The 17,360-nt window shown below is 36.5% G+C and carries 19 protein-coding genes; 3 read left to right on the top strand and 16 right to left on the bottom strand.

From position 1 onward, the window contains the following. Positions 1–31: 31 nt before the first annotated feature. Both nuoB and J7604_RS15950 read right to left on the bottom strand, forming a co-directional pair. On the bottom strand, positions 32–562 hold the full coding sequence (nuoB, locus tag J7604_RS15955) for an NADH-quinone oxidoreductase subunit NuoB (RefSeq protein WP_293897454.1): 531 nt from the start codon (positions 560–562) through the stop codon (positions 32–34). A gap of 4 nt (positions 563–566) precedes the next feature. Further along, on the bottom strand, positions 567–1,073 hold the full coding sequence (locus tag J7604_RS15950) for an NADH-quinone oxidoreductase subunit A (RefSeq protein ID WP_293897452.1): 507 nt from the start codon (positions 1,071–1,073) through the stop codon (positions 567–569). Between the two features lie 469 nt (positions 1,074–1,542). On the opposite strand from J7604_RS15950, the gene J7604_RS15945 reads away from it, so the two are divergent. The 3 genes from J7604_RS15945 to J7604_RS15935 all read left to right on the top strand — a co-directional run bounded on the left by J7604_RS15945 (position 1,543) and on the right by J7604_RS15935 (position 4,803). Beyond that, positions 1,543–1,926: a VOC family protein gene (locus J7604_RS15945; protein WP_293897450.1), complete on the top strand. Its 384-nt coding sequence runs from the start codon at positions 1,543–1,545 to the stop codon at positions 1,924–1,926. Between the two features lie 500 nt (positions 1,927–2,426). Further along, complete coding sequence (gene map, locus J7604_RS15940; RefSeq protein WP_293897448.1) at positions 2,427–3,191, top strand: type I methionyl aminopeptidase; 765 nt, start codon at positions 2,427–2,429, stop codon at positions 3,189–3,191. A gap of 202 nt (positions 3,192–3,393) precedes the next feature. Further along, a complete protein-coding gene (locus J7604_RS15935; protein ID WP_293897446.1) occupies positions 3,394–4,803 on the top strand; it encodes a T9SS type A sorting domain-containing protein in 1,410 nt (469 codons plus the stop codon). A 127-nt stretch (positions 4,804–4,930) separates the two neighbouring features. On the opposite strand, the gene J7604_RS15930 is transcribed toward J7604_RS15935, so the two are convergent. From J7604_RS15930 to J7604_RS15865, 14 genes are all read right to left on the bottom strand, one after another. Further along, positions 4,931–5,377 (bottom strand): small multi-drug export protein, encoded by a 447-nt coding sequence (locus J7604_RS15930; RefSeq protein WP_293897444.1) that lies wholly within the window; start codon positions 5,375–5,377, stop codon positions 4,931–4,933. Positions 5,378–5,463: 86 nt separating this feature from the next. Then, positions 5,464–6,111 (bottom strand): uracil phosphoribosyltransferase, encoded by a 648-nt coding sequence (gene upp, locus J7604_RS15925; protein WP_293897442.1) that lies wholly within the window; start codon positions 6,109–6,111, stop codon positions 5,464–5,466. 1 nt (position 6,112) lies between these two features. Further along, positions 6,113–7,129: a polysaccharide deacetylase family protein gene (locus J7604_RS15920; protein WP_293897440.1), complete on the bottom strand. Its 1,017-nt coding sequence runs from the start codon at positions 7,127–7,129 to the stop codon at positions 6,113–6,115. Then, positions 7,126–8,067, bottom strand: coding sequence for a GNAT family N-acetyltransferase (locus tag J7604_RS15915; RefSeq protein ID WP_293897438.1), 942 nt, complete (start codon positions 8,065–8,067; stop codon positions 7,126–7,128). Before J7604_RS15915 ends, J7604_RS15920 begins: the two co-directional genes overlap by 4 nt. Before the next feature lie 49 nt (positions 8,068–8,116). Beyond that, positions 8,117–9,418, bottom strand: coding sequence for a polysaccharide deacetylase family protein (locus J7604_RS15910; RefSeq protein WP_293897436.1), 1,302 nt, complete (start codon positions 9,416–9,418; stop codon positions 8,117–8,119). Between the two features lie 86 nt (positions 9,419–9,504). Beyond that, complete coding sequence (locus J7604_RS15905) at positions 9,505–10,395, bottom strand: helix-hairpin-helix domain-containing protein (protein ID WP_293897434.1); 891 nt, start codon at positions 10,393–10,395, stop codon at positions 9,505–9,507. A gap of 349 nt (positions 10,396–10,744) precedes the next feature. After that, positions 10,745–11,656, bottom strand: coding sequence for an SDR family oxidoreductase (locus J7604_RS15900; protein WP_293897432.1), 912 nt, complete (start codon positions 11,654–11,656; stop codon positions 10,745–10,747). Continuing rightward, positions 11,653–12,285 carry a peptidylprolyl isomerase gene (locus J7604_RS15895; protein WP_293897430.1) on the bottom strand — a complete coding sequence of 211 codons (633 nt, stop codon included), beginning with the start codon at positions 12,283–12,285 and terminating at the stop codon, positions 11,653–11,655. Before J7604_RS15895 ends, J7604_RS15900 begins: the two co-directional genes overlap by 4 nt. A gap of 46 nt (positions 12,286–12,331) precedes the next feature. Then, the gene (gene hemC / locus J7604_RS15890) at positions 12,332–13,255 is read right to left on the bottom strand and encodes a hydroxymethylbilane synthase (protein ID WP_293897428.1); all 924 of its coding nucleotides are present in this window, start codon (positions 13,253–13,255) and stop codon (positions 12,332–12,334) included. 44 nt (positions 13,256–13,299) lie between these two features. Next, a complete protein-coding gene (rimK, locus tag J7604_RS15885) occupies positions 13,300–14,205 on the bottom strand; it encodes a 30S ribosomal protein S6--L-glutamate ligase (RefSeq protein ID WP_293897496.1) in 906 nt (301 codons plus the stop codon). Between the two features lie 8 nt (positions 14,206–14,213). After that, positions 14,214–14,654 carry a RimK/LysX family protein gene (locus J7604_RS15880; RefSeq protein ID WP_293897426.1) on the bottom strand — a complete coding sequence of 147 codons (441 nt, stop codon included), beginning with the start codon at positions 14,652–14,654 and terminating at the stop codon, positions 14,214–14,216. An 11-nt stretch (positions 14,655–14,665) separates the two neighbouring features. Continuing rightward, positions 14,666–15,790: a DNA polymerase III subunit delta gene (locus tag J7604_RS15875; RefSeq protein WP_293897424.1), complete on the bottom strand. Its 1,125-nt coding sequence runs from the start codon at positions 15,788–15,790 to the stop codon at positions 14,666–14,668. Between the two features lie 80 nt (positions 15,791–15,870). Then, a complete protein-coding gene (locus tag J7604_RS15870) occupies positions 15,871–17,031 on the bottom strand; it encodes a GlmU family protein (RefSeq protein WP_293897422.1) in 1,161 nt (386 codons plus the stop codon). Positions 17,032–17,110: 79 nt separating this feature from the next. Beyond that, positions 17,111–17,353, bottom strand: coding sequence for a type B 50S ribosomal protein L31 (locus J7604_RS15865; protein WP_028981265.1), 243 nt, complete (start codon positions 17,351–17,353; stop codon positions 17,111–17,113). Positions 17,354–17,360: the final 7 nt, after the last annotated feature.

Below are 17,360 nucleotides of genomic sequence, written 5' to 3'. Positions count from 1 at the left end.
TCACTTTTTACATTAAGCTTTCCACTTAAACTTACAACTTAATAGCCTTCTTCTTCCCAAGCACCTTGTTGATAAGCTTCGGTTCCTTTATGGTTTCCGTTCTGATTTTTTCCTGAAGCTTCATAAAGCCTCCAATAAGTGTCTCAGGCCTTGGCGGACATCCTGGGACGTAAACATCTACAGGAACAATCCTGTCTACACCTTTAACTACATGGTATCCATGTTCCCAATATGGTCCACCGCAGTTGGAGCAAGATCCCATAGAGATGACGTATCTTGGTTCCGGCATTTGTTCATACAATCTTCTGATACGGTCGGCCATTTTGAAGGTCACTGTACCAGCGACGATCATGACGTCGGATTGTCTTGGTGAAGGTCTGGGAAATATCCCAAAGCGCTCCAGGTCGTAACCAGAAGCAAATGTAGACATCATTTCAATGGCACAGCATGCAATTCCAAATCCCATTGGCCAGATAGAAGATAGCCTGGCCCAGTTGATGACATCATCCGCCTTAGTGAGAATTATGCCACCTTGTCCGTATTTATGATCTAATAATCCCACTTGTTTACCTTTCTATTGTTGTCTTCCCGGAATATTTGGTATTGATATTTTCGTATAATTTCTTTGGAACAGGAGATTTGAATTGAGCAATTTCCTGATCCGGTTTCACCCAGTCCAGATATCCTCTTGCCCAAGCATATGCAAGCCCCAGAGCCAGAATTGCTATAAAAATGAACATTTCCCCAATTGAAAACCAAGCCCAAAGACCATCCGTTGCTGCAATAAGTTTTTTATTTCCGAATACTGTTGCCCAGGGAAATAAGAAAACTACCTCTACTTCAAAGAGAATAAAAATTAAAGCTATGATATAAAACCTCATGTTAAATTGCCCCCATGCATTTCCGACCGGGTCCTCTCCGCATTCATAGCTAGTTAGTTTTTCTTCATTCGGACGATGAGGTCTTAATACTTTTGAAGTAATCATAACCAGCCCGGCAAATAATATTCCGCTGATTATAAAAAGGAAAATGATTCCAAATTCAGATAGCTGACTATTTTTAACCTGATCCATTCTTGTGAAATTAATTTTATAATCAGGACTTTACACATAAAATTTTAAGTAAATGTAAGCCCTCTTTTTCAATTCCTGATTATCGATGAATACAAATCTACACCTTAATAAGATTAGGATTAAATTTTAAATAAACAAATTTACATGACCCTATTTTTCAATGTATTAGAAAATCATTTTATGTCCATCCACCTCCAATTATAAACCCGTTTTTGTGAGCTAATATTTCCATTGATACTTAACATTTATTTTAAATTTATCCTGAAGTTCAAATTCTTCACATGTAAGTATTACAAGAAAATTTCGAAAAAATATTAACCTATCCTCTGCTTTGCTGTTCTTATTATTGCTTGTGGATATAAAAATAATTCGCAAGAAAAACTTTACGGTAAAGGAAAAGTAAGGTGAACTGGCAAATTAAATTAAGATTGAAAAAGTAATAACGCTATAGCAATAAATAAACACAACTATGAATACCAAATTAGGGCGAGCTGTGATCCTTGTTGAAGACTACGATAAGGCCTTGGAGTTTTATCAAAAAAACTTTTTATGTAAAATAATCCATGATAGCGTAACTCCGGACGGACAAAGATATCTGCATATTGCATTCTCCGAAGATGATGATTTCGGAATATGGTTTATGAAAGTTGATGCTACAAAAATGCCCATTGGTAAGCAATCAGGAGGAGCGCCAACATTGGTGATATATACAGATGCCATTGAGCAATTATACTCACATGTAAAGAAAAACGGAGTAAAGATTGCAGAACCACTAGTTTCAACGCAGGACAGTAAATTTTTTCATTGCCTGGATCTCTATGGCAATAGGCTGACTGTGGTGCAGAAAAAATAATTTACAGAATTCATAAATTAAAAAATCCTCTTAAAATCAAATTCTTCTTTGTGTAAAGAAGAATTTGATTTTTTACATTATTCAGATCCTTAACAATTAGCATCATTCCAGATTAAACGGGAACGAATCAGACTACCATGAGTCTTTTCCTTCACTGGAAAATATTGTGTATCTATTTCAAATGGAACTTTAAAATGTGAAGAAGTAAATATCGATCAAACTAAGGGATTTCAAGCACATTTAATAAGTCACTAAAAATACACCCTGGCTCCTTTTGAGGATAAAATCAAGATTTCTGACTAAAGGAGTCTCATTTCTTTGGCATTTATGATGCTCAAAAGTAAAGAACCACCACCTATAAAATAATATCACTTGTAATTCAAGCCTTTCTATACAGCATATAAGCTGAGAAATAACTTTCAGAAAAATTACTTAGGTTTGCATTGCAAGCAGGATTAAAACTTAATCCGTTATATAGGGTAATAATTATAAATAAGGGTATGTCAATTTCATCACAGGCAGATATAGAGGGATTGCAAAGAATCAGCGATGCTGTTGCTTTGACATTAAAACAGATGCGTGAATATGCCAAACCAGGCATGAGTACAAAAGAGCTTGATGAATTTGGTGGAGAGATTCTAAGAAAGTTTGGGGCTCGGTCCGCACCTAAACTTACCTATGGCTTTCCCGGCTGGAGTTGTATCAGCTTGAATGACGAAATTGCTCATGGCATTCCTTCAGAAAAAAGAATTCTTAAAGAAGGCGATCTCATAAACATTGATGTATCAGCTGAACTTGATGGATACTGGTCCGACAACGGTGGTTCCTTTGTGTTGGGAAAAGACATTCACAATCATAAGCCATTGGTAGAAGCTTCAAGAAGCATCCTTTATAAGGCAATTCATCAAATCAAAGGCGGGGTTAGAATAGCTGATATAGGTTTATTAATTGAAACTGAAGCTAAGAAAGCAGGATTCAAAGTTATCAAAAACCTGGTTGGACATGGTGTAGGAAGAAGCCTACATGAAGCTCCGGAAGAGATTCCTTGTTTCAATGATAAAAACAACAAGCATAGGTTTAAAAAAGACTCTGTTGTAGCGGTGGAAACCTTTATTTCTACAAAGGCGACTTATGCTCATGACAAGGGAGATGGCTGGACCTATATTACCAAAGATGGAAGTTATGTTGCACAACATGAACATACTTTGATCATCACTGATGGGAAACCAATAATTCTTACTGAGGCGAATAAGATCTGGGATTAACTTTTTAAGCTTAAAGCACAAAGTGGAAAGCCTAAAGTTAAAATACTTTATGCTTTTTGCTTTCAGCTTTAAGCTCCTTTTATAATTCTCGCAGAAGTGAACAAAATTCTGGGAGTAGTTTTTTTAGTAAATACCTTTGACTCAACCCCTCCATTTCATTAGATTTAATTTTTATTCAGCATTTATTCTAAATCCTAAAGCCATGTTCCTGCCAATCAATTTCTTTAAAAAGACATTTTTCGTCTGTAATTTCATTTTACTATTTAGCATTCATTCCCTTCATGCACAGGAATGGCAGCTTCTGGGTACTTCCCCTTCTACACTGATTACAGGTATTTATGCATGCAAAACTTCCCCTGTTATTATTATATCCACGTTAAAAAACGGAATATTCAAAAGTTATGATTCCGGCAAAAGCTGGTTGAATGTTTCAAATAATGAAGATTCTTTGTTCACCCTTGTTGCTTATTCTGACAAATACCTCCTTGCAGGCGGAAAGGGAAAAGTTTATAAAAGTATTGATAGCGGGAGCACCTGGACTGCTTCTTCGATTCCTTATCGTATAGCTGTAGGAAAAATCGCCTTTCATAATTCCTCTAAAATTATAATCGGAACAGGTAGTGTATGGGACTTTGAAAATTTAGGGAACGGAAATGGAATTCTTCTTTCCACTGACTCTGCAGAAACATGGACCACAAAAAATACCGGATTCGGTAAAGACAATTTGCTCGTTCAATCTTTAGCCGTAGCTCCTGATGGAAACATATTTGCAGGAGTACATGATGAGAAGACTGGTTCAGAAGGCCGTTTTGGAGTATTCCATTCAGCTAATGGAGGAGAATCATGGCAACGCCTCATTATTAATATTGATGCACCCTATTCTGTGAAATATTCTAATGATAAATTAAAGGTAAATAATGTTTTTAATATTGCCATCGAAGACGGAATTATCCTTGCTGCCATCAATGGAGTATATAGCAATTTTGGATACGGATTTACTGTAAAATGTAAAGTAAGTGATGTTACAAATCAAAATAATAAATGGAATGTCCATTGGGTGGATGACAGTTTAGCATTAACAGGGTCGTATTATAAGCAAACTAACTCTTTGTATAAAGATAGCCAGGGTACTTATTGGGCTTCTATATCTCCTCCGGAAAGGGAAACTTCCAATAATATATATTCTGACAAAGATTTTGTCAGTAAATCATGGAATAACTCCATGGATGGGCTTTTAGAGAGCTATGGAAGATTTATGTTTACTGAAGATGGAAGTGGGAATTTATACACTGTCAGTTATTTCGGGAATCAGATATTTGTAAAATCTATTTTCGGCCCATCATCTATAAACAGGCTTGAGCAACTTGCATTCTCTATTTATCCCCTACCAGCTTCTTCGTTTATAACAATTGCAGGAAGCTTTAGAGGACCAATAAACATTCGCATACTTGACATAACAGGGAAAGAAGTTTTAAAAAGAGAAAATGCAAATTTTAGTGGTGAGAAATTTATTATGCAACTTCCCTTAATGCTTCAGGAAGGAATTTATTTGCTGGAAGTAAGTGATGAGACTACAAAAAGTATTAAACAGATATTTTTGAATCGAGATTAAATGGCATATGGGATTAACGGATTTTTACCCATCCTAAAGATGATCAATCTAATGAGAAACTTTCAATCAGGATTAAATGGATTAAGTTGCAAACTAAATCCTATTAATCCTTAAAATCCTATCCCGATTAAACAATCGGAACCTTTTTAATCAGAAAAATTACACTGGTAAAAATTATAGACCAGAAAATTGAACTGGCAAGCATGTAAAGAAAAATTCTTTTGGCAGATTCCCCGAAAGAGCTGGCAAGTAATGCTCCCCCTATTGGACTGAAAAGTACTGGGGTTAAAAATGCCACGCCTTTTAATCCATAATTCCTCCAGATCTTAACCATTCTTCTATTTCTATCACAAAACAGTTTCCTGTTTTTGTAGAAAGTCTTCATAATCCAGTTTTTAAATGGCCTGCCGATAAAACTTACCATTAGAAAAACTGTAGTCATCATACCGAGAATTGTAAGTAAAGCTGTTTCCCATATGCTTAATCCTGAGGCAACTCCAAGCAGTGGTCCTCCGATGAATTTTAACATACTTGTAAGGAAAACCATGAGGTATTTGAGAATTAAGCTAACCATAAAATTGGACCTGTGTACTTGAGTGGTTTAAAAAATAACGGAATTCGGCCTTCTTTAGTTTGGTTAATTTTCTAATCTTCTCAGGATTATTTTTTAGCTCCGAAAGCCAAATCCCCTGCATCTCCCAGACCTGGTACTATAAAAAATTTTTCATTCATTTTTTCGTCAATAGCAACGGTCCAAAGTTTTGCTTCAGGAATTTCCTTCTTTACATATTCAATTCCTTCTTTACTAGATAATACAGCAGCCAAATGTACTTCTGCAGGTGTTCCGTATTTTAACAAAGTTCGGTAAGCTACCACAAGAGATTTACCCGTTGCCAGCATTGGATCGGTAAGTATCAACACTTTACCTGTTAAATCGGGCGACGCAATATAATCCATATTTATTTCGACATTGCCGTTTTCCTCTGACTTGGTGCTTCTATAAGCGGCTACAAAAGCTGATTCAGCCTGATCAAACATATTTAAAAACCCCTGAAAAAAGGGAATACCAGCTCTTAAAATTGCACCGATTACGATCTTTTGTTCGAGTGCATAAGTTGAAGCTTTAGCCAGAGGACTTTGTACTTCTTCCTTTTTGTAATTTAATTCCTTTGAAATTTCATAGGCAATCAGAGCTCCAAGACGTTCCATATTACGTCTGAAACGCATGCTATCTTTCTGAATTTCAACAGACCTTAGTTCAGCTAAAAAGCGATCTGCAATTGACGGGGATTGAGTGAGCACAAACACGTTACTTTCTATTTATATGGTTTTTCCCTAAAGGAGTTTTCAGGATATAATATATGTATTCTGCAGCAATAATCTTTCGAGCAGAATCAAGACTTTTTTCCATTGGTATTCTTTGAAAATGAAATTTAAAATTTTCATGCTTTATACCTGCCACTCCAAAAGAGCAATCTAGTCTCATATTTTCATACATCTGATTAAATAGAGTTTTAGAAACGCCATGGTCCGTGAAAGGGAACGCAAAAGTCCTCAACTTGGAAAAATTCTTACTAATAATAAAATCAACACTTTCTGAAGTTTGAACAACTTGCTCTTGCAGCGTAATCTGTTCATATAAAGGATGATCCACACTGTGAGCCCCAATATGAAAACCCTGCAGTTTTAGCTGCAATATTTTTTCGGATTCCAGGTATGGCTTCTTTTCATTCAAATAGTCGGAAAATGAAAATTCCGAAGCAAGAGCTAGTTTATCAAGTATATCTCTTTCTCGGTATTTCACCGATTTCACAATTTGAATGAATTGGTCCTCATTAACTCCAGTTGTATCAATTGTTCTTTTAAAATTGATCTTTCGTTTTTTGAACCGATCTATAAGCAAACTTGCCTTATTTCGGAACATCAATTCCTTATTGTCTACAAAGGCCGGATTAATAAAAAATGCTGCAGGTATTCCCTTTTTTATAAGTATGGGCGCAATGACTTCATTTACTTCTCTTAACCCATCATCAAACGACAAAAAAAATGAGGGTTTATTAAGCCTTAATTGGCCATTTCTCCATTTTAAAAGTTCATCAATGGATATGGGGTTAAAATGCTTGAGCATAAACTCAAGGTCTTCATGAAATAATTTTTCGCTTCTGATCTGATATAGATTACCAACATGCGGCACTTCTTGATTAGAGACCAGGTGATAGGTAGGAAATATTACTTCTTGTCCTGTTAATTTCTTAAGAACCCCGAAAGGCAGAGCGGACGCACAAACTTTCAGAATCGGGGTGAACAAGTTTTCTTTTATGTTCATTTTCCCAGAGCACTTTTTAACTTTAATAAAAGTGAATTACGTTTCAAAATCTGGTGATATGGAAGTTGAGTTGCTCCGAAATTTCTGAAAAACTGTTCCACCGGTTCCAGCATACTACCTTCAAAATCGAAATCCTTGGTTTGCGACTGAGCCATTTCAATTCCGTTCCAAAGGAGATAGGTCAAAGCTCCCGAATTTTTATGCTCAGGGTCGGCAGCTCCAAACAGGTAATAAATGCAGTTTCTATCCCAGACGAGAAAAACACCGGCATGTACCGCCCCTTCTTCATCTTTGGCATATAATATTTGTCCCATCCCTGCATTGATACAATAATCAACACACCTTTTGATGAAGGAGTAACTTAAATTGAAACTGATATCCTGCTCTTTAAATGATCTTACTTTAAAGTCAAATAAATCCTTAACATCTTCCGATTCAAATACTTCCAATGTACGCTCTGCCTTTGCAAGTTCCCTTCTCACTGAATCTTTAACTTGTAATTTTAGTGCTTCAGGATTTTGGCCTTTAAATATTTTATATGTGTATCTCGTAGTTTGTTTAAACTCCTTCCAATAAAAAGGAAGCCAGTTTGTAAAGGTTGGGTAAAGATTAAGGTTCAACTCGTCGAATTCAGGTAGATGTTCAATTAAAGACGACAATACTTTTTTCTCGTAAGCAATTTTTGTCAGATCTTTTTGTCCATCTGGGTAATTGATCCAGACTCCTGAGTATGGGGTAAGTTGAGGTTGAAGAATTCTTTTAAATCCCAGTTTTTGATTAAGAGGGAAAATTAAAAAACCATGAATATTTTCTCCTTTAGCTTCTATCAAGACATCCCAGTTATCACCACAGATCAGATCCATCCATGCAGGTGTAAGAAAAAGAGGTATGTCTTTTTGCTTTGCACAGTAACTTCTGAAATAGTCTTTTTTATTCATTAAGGAGACTTAATCTTTAGGGAATTAGATTTTGAAATTAATCAGAAAGTCACTCTTTTGCCAATCGTATTACTTTTTCATAAACCTCTCCCCAGTTCTTCCATTGTCTTTCATTTCCTAAAGACTCATTATGAAAGATGAAGATAAGCTGCCCTCCTACTTTTTTAACATCATTGACTAGCGGGGTGACGTGATTGATTACTTCCTTTGAACGCACTTTCAGGAAAAACTTTAATGTGCTATCCATAAAAGCAAAGGGGTAGATTCTAAGGTCAGTCGTTATATTTTTTTCCAGGTCAAAGAACAGGAAAGAGCTGCAGGTACCGGCTCTGAATCCTATCTTTGTTGAATAACCCATAGAGTAATCCTCTTTGATGCCAGCTTTCAATAGATTTCTGTATGTTTCGGGAAGAGTAAGTTTTATATAATGCTGCCTGCTTTTTGTGACTTGACGGGAAAGTATACTTTCCAATCTTTTCTTCTCCGTTAAAAGTTTGCTCTCTGAAGCATTGGAGCCATAAGAAGGATGTAATCCAATAGGTGCTTCTTCCCCAAGACTTTTGACAAGCTTCACCATATGCTCATTGTCATAGGGAAGGTTTTTGTCATACTTGCCATAATCGCCCAAAAGGAAAAAGTAGTTAGGAGTTATTTTATAAGCCCGATGAATTCTTCTTTGTTTATCATAAGTATCATAGGGATCCTGAAGTTTCCCCATATGTATTTTGATACGCTTACTTAATTTATTGAACTCAAGCTTAACAAGTCTTTGAGCAAGTGATAAACTTGTTCTTAAAACTCCTTTATACCTATAGGCATATGCATTATCAATATCAAGAGTAGGCTGGAAGGTGTAAGCACCTACATTATTTATAGTCTGAGGGTACTTGTTATTGATGATTTCCTTAATCACCAAAGCCCAGAAATTGACTATCGGTTTTTCAAGAAAACCTCCTGAAATAGCGACGCTACTCTCAGGTTTGTATCGGTTGTGCCTGTCTTTTTTATGAGGTAGATATTCTTCGTACCTTGTGATCATATAAAAGCCAGCAGCAAATGGATCGAATGGGAGAGCTCCGGTTTTTACAGGAAATAAAGTTTTTATTTCTTTATATATCCCGAAACTGATATCTATTATAGAAATATTGGCTTCAAATAAAAGCTGATTTGCTTCAAAGAATAATTCATCATTTAATTGCTTAAAACCATACGAAAACTTCGCCTGACTAAAGTCTTTGAATTTTTCAGCATCCGTAGTAAACTCATAATCCGATTTGAATAATTCCTTAAAATAAAAATCAAAAATATATGTTAGCCTGTTTGTAAGTTGAGGCACTAAAACCAATATCATTCCCTACTGAAAAAATTAAAGAGTTAATACTATTTCCCATAAAAATAATATTTGTTTTCCTCAATTTTGCCCTAAAAAACTTTTTTTTATTGCCCAACCTCAATATACCTATAAAGTAGTGCAAGTTTTCTGCATTTAAAAACCGTATCGTTTAGGATTATTGAATGAATGGATTCAGCGGAGAAAGTAGTCTTTTTCAATTTTGACATACATTTGGCTGCCTGGTACCCTAAATAAGGATGGCCTGCAATTGTCTTAAATTCAGCATCATGAAGATTGATTTTTACCGGTTCAAATGTTTTGTCTATGAACGTATGTGCATTTAACTGAGCCAAGGCATTTTCGGTCAAGCCGTAAATTTCCGCATATTGGTCCTTACTGATAAAACCTCCAAGCGCATTTCTATATTTTAGAATTCTTTTGGCAAGTGCCGGACCTATTCCATTCAACTTTTCCAGATTGACTGAATCCGCTTTATTAATATCAAAGAGTTCGGGCACCTTTTTCTCATTTAGTTTAGACTTAGATGGGGTTTGAAAAGTTAAGAATGGTGCAATTTTTACAAATTCATTTTTGTCTAATCCATAAATTTTAAGCAAATCCTCTTTGACAAAAAACTTACCTCCTTTAGCTCTGAATTTAATTATCCTCTCTGCCAGCTTTGGCTTTAAACCAGTGCTCAGCAAGGTCTCTTTTGAAGCAGTATTGGGATCAAAATTTCCAGGAAGCTTATCAGCAGGAATGTATGCAGATTCATTTTTATGAGTGAATGATTCTTCCTTAACCTCAAATAATTTAACCAGACTGTCAAGCGATGTGTTACTTTCTGATTTTTCAATGTTTTTCTGAGGGAAAATGAAGTCCGTAAAAAAAGGGGCAATCAATACAAAACCCAAAATTCCTTGGAGGACAATAAATCCTTGAGCTTCCTTTCTTGAAATACCAAAAAAGGATTTACATCTTTCGATAAGATTCATAAAAGCTGGTAATGTGTGGTTAGTAGTTAGCCGATTAAACTCCGCCTAAAAGTATAAAAGTGAGGGCAATAAAAAAAGCCCTCCACTCCCGAAGGGCTCATTAACCTTTACTAAATTATTTACTAACTTATTAAACAAAAGCGTACTAATAAGCCAAATCACCAAATTCAGCTTTTTCAACCCACAACCAACTTAACTCCCAACTTGAAACTGCTGTCTTATCTACATTTCAATTACACTATAAAATTACTTCAATAATGAACGCATGTAAATAAGGGAAAACCCCTAGAAGAATCGTCGAGATTTCCTTAAATCGTTTAACGCAAAAAACCATTATTAGATAAAATAACTAAACTTCAGCTATTTGTTCTGCCAACAATTTGATTCCTTCTTCAAATGAATGAGGATCATAGCCCAAATCATTCATCGCCTTATCAAGAATAAAGCCTGTTTTCGGAGGTCTTACTGCGGGTTGTTTGAATATTGTACTGTCTGCTTTTGTAATGAGGGACTTATCAAGTTTAAAGAAATCAGCCGTTTTAATGGCCATTTCATATGGGGTTAGGAAATCTTTTCCGCTTATGTTATAGATTCCAGTGGCCTGATTTTCCATTATAAGATAACATCCCATCGCTAAATCTTCGGCCAGCGTAGGAGTTCTCCACTGATCTGTAACCACCTGGATTTTCTTCCCTTCTTCCAGACTTTTTTTAACCCAAAGGATGATGTTGGATCTGCTCATATCGCAAGCAATACCATAAACAAGTACAGTTCTTGCAATAGCCCATTTAGCTTTGCTTTTCAGTACAAGTTTTTCTGCTGCCAGTTTGCTGTCGCCATAATAACTTAAAGGATTGGCCTTAGCATTTTCATCATAAGGACCATTTTTTCCATCAAAAATAAAATCTGTAGACAAGTGTATCAGATGTGATTTCACCTTTTCAGATGCTTCAATAAGATATTTAACCGCGTCTACATTCTGAGCCCAGCAAGCCTCTCTCTCAGTCTCACATTGGTCTACATTGGTCATAGCCGCAGTATGAATGATAAAATCAGGTTTGGTTTCAGAAACTATATCCATAACCTGGTTTCGGTTTGTTATGTCCATTGATTTATAGACATATGCTCCGGGTTCCATTGGAAGTCTGTTTTCGCCTCTTGCTGTAGCGATCAAGTCATAGTTTTCGTCATCAGCTATAAGACCTACCAGCTTTTGTCCCAAAAGGCCATTTGAACCTGTTATTAAAACTTTCTTTTTCATGCTTTATAAAAGTTTTCGCAGTGATATAGTTTTATGATTTTTTTCTTTTTTAGTTTTTTAACGGAAACCTCCATTGTAATATTTTTAGTAGGTCTATCCCGCTGATCTTTTGGTTGCGTTGCAATTTTATTAATCACATCGAGCCCCTGCACCACCTGACCAAAAACAGTATATTGGTTATCAAGAAAGTGTGCTCCGTCCTGATTTTCCACAATATAAAACTGAGATCCGCTCGATTCTCTTTTTGGGTTTACCTGATCGCCCATTCTTGCTGCGGCAACGGCTCCTTTGTTATGCTTCAGTTTTTCATTAAACTCTGCAGGCACAGTGTAACCTGGACCACCCATTCCGTCATTATTAGGATCTGCATCCTTAGAATTAGGATCTCCCCCCTGAATCATGAATCCTTCAATAATTCGGTGAAAGGTTGTTCCATTATAAAAACCTTGCTGAGCAAGCTTTAAGAAGTTTTCTTTATGCTTTGGAGTAAGATCGGAAAGAAGCATTACCATATCTCCAAACTCCGTTTTTATTGTCACCACATAATCCTTTTTAGAGGGTTTTGTTGATTGACCAAATGCTGAAAGCGAAATAAAAATTAATACAACCGCAAAAAATTTACTTTTCATATACACACTAATTTAAGACTTTTTTAACAAGGATAATCCTTAAAAGTTATTTCTTCAAGGCATTTAATATTTCTTTGCCTCCAGAGCTAAGTACATCTTCTGCCAATTGCAGGCCTAGTTTTCTTGCATCTGTAAGACTTCCTGCTACCTCTTTCCTGATAATCTCAGAACCATCAGGACTTACAACTCCACCTCTTACTTTAAGAAAATTTCCCTCAATTGTACCAAGCCCGAAAACCGGAATGCTACAACCACCTTCCAGTTTATTAAGGAAAGTTCTTTCAGCGATTAGACAGGTTTCTGTTGGCTCGTGGTTTAATAATTTTTTGATAATAGATTTTTTATCAGAAGCAAGAGAAAAAGCAGCTTCAATCGCAATACTACCCTGACCTACAGCAGGTGTAAACAAATCAACCGGGAGCTCCTTTACAATAAAATCATTATAGCCCATTCTATGCATGCCAGCATATGCAAGAATCATTGCAGGAAAAAGGCCATCTTCCATTTTCTTAAGTCTTGTCTGGAGATTCCCTCTTGCATCAGTTGTAGAAAGGTGAGGATAATAATGTTTAAGTAAAGCTTTTCTTCTTGTAGAAGATGTACCGACTATTACTCTAGAAAGATCTTCCAGAGCAAAGCTTTTGTCAAAGCTCACCAATACATCATTGGGCTTTTCTCTTTCAGTGAATGCTATGATTTCTAGCTCAGGTCCAAGATCCGTCTGCATGTCTTTTGCACTGTGGACGGCAATATCCAATGTGCCATCTTTCAGTTGTAGTTCAAGCTCTTCTGTAAAAATTCCTTTAGTTCCTATTTCGGCAAAGGCAGAAGTAAGTTGCTTATCTCCTTTAGTTTCAATTTTTATAATTTCCGTTTCATAACCGGCATTATTCAATACACCGGCTACATACTCTGTTTGCCACATCGCCAGTTTGCTGGCTCTGGTACCTATTCTGATCTTACTCTCCATCAATATAATCAAGCGTTCTAAGAAGCAACTTAGAAATTTTTGGGCTAAACTCCAATCAAATCCCGCTCTGCCTTTTTCTTTTTATTGCGTTCCACAAAATCTATGATTTTGCCAGCTACATCTATTTGGGTTACAGTTTCTATTCCTTGCAAACCTGGAGAAGAATTAACTTCGATTATTAAAGGACCTCTCGTGCTTCTTAGCATATCAACACCGGAAATAGATAAGCCCAGCGCTTTCGAAGCACATAGTGCAGCATCCCTTTCTTCATGAGTAAGTTCAATCATTTCACCTTCACCACCCCGATGAAGGTTAGAGCGAAACTCGCCTTCTTTGCCCTGTCTCTTCATGGCCCCCACTACTTCATTGTCTACCACAAATGCACGTATATCTGAGCCATTGGCTTCTTTTATAAATTCCTGAATGAGTATATCCGCTTTGAGGCCATAGAATGCTTCGATTACAGATTTTGCGGCCTTTTTAGATTCAGCAAGCACGACACCGATGCCCTGAGTGCCTTCCAATAATTTAATAATTACAGGTGCGCCACCTACATGATTTATTAGATTGTCTACATCCTTCGACTGACTGGCAAATGCTGTCTTCGGAACTCCGATACCAGCTTCACTTAATACCTGAAGGGTTCTCAGTTTATCTCTTGATCTTGTTATGGCCTGTGATTTCGTTGAGCTGAACACGTTCATCATTTCAAACTGACGTACTATGGCTGCACCATAAAATGTAACTGAAGCCCCAATTCTTGGAATGACAGCATCATAATCAGTTATTTTTTCTTTGTTATAATATAGGGTTGGATTTCCAGCTTCTATTCCGACATAACATTTCAAATGATCAAGAACTCTTACTTCATGACCACGTTCTTTAGCAGCCTCCACAAGCCTCTTTGTGGAGTAAAGGCTTGCATTTCTGGAAAGAATTGCGATACGCATCATCTTACTTATTTAAGCTTTTTCTTTTGTTTGTAGGATAAATTGAATTTGGAAACATCTACCAGGAAACCATTCATCAAAAATTTTCTACCCAATAATATTGGGTGCTTCATGTTAGATCTGTCTGAAAGAGTAAACTCAGTTTCAATAAGTTTGTTAAAAACGAGTACTTTCGTCTTTATCACAAATCGCTTTTCGACTTGACCGAAAGAGCTTTTCACCGTTCTTTCGGAGAAATCGTTTGTTTGAAAAACAACCTTTTCCTTACCATTAAAATAAGGCAAGGTGAAACTAAGCTTTTTCCTGACATTGCCAGTAACCTTAGGATCACTGCAATGAATTGAGCAACTATAAGCTCCGGTATCGACTTTTGCTTTTACCCTAAATATTTTAAGATCCGGGAGATCTATAATATCACTGCGGCCTATAGTTAGCTTCTCTTTCTTCATGAGCAGTCATATTAAGACTTCATCATTCCGGATATTTGTAGGGAGAGGTCGAGAAAAACGATTTTTGCGTTGGCGTTTCTCTCTATATGATAATATGCCTCGTTCAGGCTTTTACTTATATTTTCTATTTTAATTTCATTCAAGGCTTTTGAAAAACCATCTACAAATTTCAGATCTTCTTCATTCAGCCTTAACAGTTCTTTGCTATTCAGACGACAGATCAGCGTTTCTCTCAGAATATTCAACCCATACTGAAACAGATTCTTTTGTCCTTCTCTTCCAAGCTTCTGGAAAGCTTCCGACCAGTCTACAAGCTCAAGTATATTAACCTTTTTGTAACAAAGTCTCATCCATTCTCTAAACATCTGATGGTTATCTTCTTCTGCCTGTTGCAATAACCTTAATCCTTCATTCAGATTCCCATCTGCCAGGTATGCAACTTGTCTTGCTTGCTTTTCATCAAGACGCTTATCTTCTACAAAAAACTTAGTCACCTCTTCATCTGTGAAAGGTCTGATCTTTACTCTCTGCGTACGGGAAAGGACAGTTGTGATGATCTTGTCCGGGTTTTGAGTTACTAGTAGAAATATAGTCTTTACCGGAGGTTCTTCTAACACTTTAAGAATAGCATTGGCAGATGAAGAATTCATTTGTTCCGGAAGCCAGATGACCATAATTTTATATTCAGCCTCGAAAGACTTCATGGTCACAGTCTTAATTATATTTCTACTTTCGTCTACAGATATATTCAGTTGCTTATTTTCAGCTCCTATAAAATTTCCCCATTCTATCAATCCTCCATATGGATTTTCCGCAATAAAGTTCCTCCATTCTTTCATGAACAAGGCACTTGAAGCATCCTTTGAAACGCTTTTTGTTGTGCTTACCGGAAATACAAAATGTAGATCCGGATGGATGAGTTTATTGAATTTATTACAGGAAGCACAAGTTCCACAAGCATCTGTTTCTCCTTTTTCCTCACAGTTGATATAAGTCGCATATGCCAGGGCCATTGCAAGACTACCACTTCCTTCTGGTCCGGCAAAAAGCTGGGCATGCGCTACATGCCTGTTTTTTACAGAGGCAATAAGGCTGGCTTTGGTTTCTTCAAGACCTTTAATCTGAGAAAATAACACAATTATTAAATTTAGGTACTAGTTATAAATTTTTGAGGTAGAATTAAAAGGTAATATGTTGTAAAATTGTTAAGCAGGGATTAGAAATTTCTCACCTGCTGATCTTCAATTTCATACACATGTCTGAGTATCTTGATCTCTTCCTTGGATAGCTGGATATTTCTCCTACCCATGACTCTTTCGGCTACCAGGACTACTTTTTCAAAGTTATATCTGGAGTAATTTTTATCGCCGCCCCAGGCGAATGAAGGAACAAATTTGGCAGGGTAACCTTCGCCGAAGATGTTTGCATTGACTCCTACTACCGTACCGGTATTAAACATGGTGTTAATTCCACACTTGGAGTGATCAGCCATTAACAGACCGCAAAACATTTTTCCGGTATTAACAAAGTCTTGTTCCTTATAGCTGTAAACCTGAACTTCTGAATAGGTGTTTTTAAGATTTGAGGTATTGGTATCCGCACCCAAATTGCACCATTCTCCGATTACAGAATTACCAAGGAATCCTTCATGAGCCTTGTTGGTATAACCGAATATTACAGAATTACTTACTTCACCACCTACCTTTGAATAAGGACCAACAGTTGTATCTCCTCTGAATTTTGCCCCCATACTAACAGAAGCACCTTCACCAAGAGCAAAAGGCCCACGAATGATAGCTCCCTCCATAACTTCAGAGTTCTTACCCAAATAAATGGGACCATTCTCTGCATTAAGGATAGCAGCTTTTACAGATACTCCCTCTTCAATAAATATTCTTTCCTGATTGTAAGTCCTAGTATAGGGATCTGAAAGTGGGGCAGAAACTCTTCCTTTGGTTATCAGGTCGAAATCTTCAATTATTTCTTTACCATTATTCAAAAAAATATCCCAAGGTCTTTTTATTATATTTAAAGCACCCTTAAATTCAATCTGTTTGCCTTCTGCAACTTTTTTATAGGCAATAATGACACCATCCTTGACAATAATTTCTCCGTCTTTGAGGTCTATTATTTTGGCAACCAGTTCATCGGTGGGGCAAACACCACCATTAATAAATACATTTTCCTTTCCTGGATTGAGGGTAAAGCGATCGCTCAGATATTCTTCCGTGATATAGGAGACATCCATTCCGGATCTTAACTTCCACTTTTCAGCTATGGTTAAAATACCGATCCTTACCTCAGCAACAGGCCTGGTAAAGGTAAAAGGAAGGAGACCTTGCCTTATCGAAGGTTCGTCGAATAAAATGAAATGCATATTTTACAAAAATAAAAAAGTCTTCATGGAATCATGAAGACTTCTATACTTAAAGAAAACTTTATTCAGAATGTTTTTATTACTTCTGGTATTTTTTCTTGAATTTCTCAACTCTACCTGCAGCATCAACGAATAATTTTTTGCCAGTGTAGAATGGGTGAGAAGCTGAGCTAACCTCAACTTTAACGAGAGGATAGGTATTTCCATCTTCCCATTTAATTGTTTCAGAAGTCTTTATAGTTGATTTTGTAAGAAATTTAAAATCACTAGAAGAATCTTGAAAAACAACTGCTCTGTAATCCGGGTGAATATCTTTTTTCATAATCGCT

The organism is Sporocytophaga sp., from assembly GCF_017745095.1.
Taxonomy (GTDB): domain Bacteria; phylum Bacteroidota; class Bacteroidia; order Cytophagales; family Cytophagaceae; genus Sporocytophaga.
The sequence above is the reverse complement of the archived record's forward strand: the minus strand, read 5'-3'. Positions and strand labels throughout refer to the sequence as shown.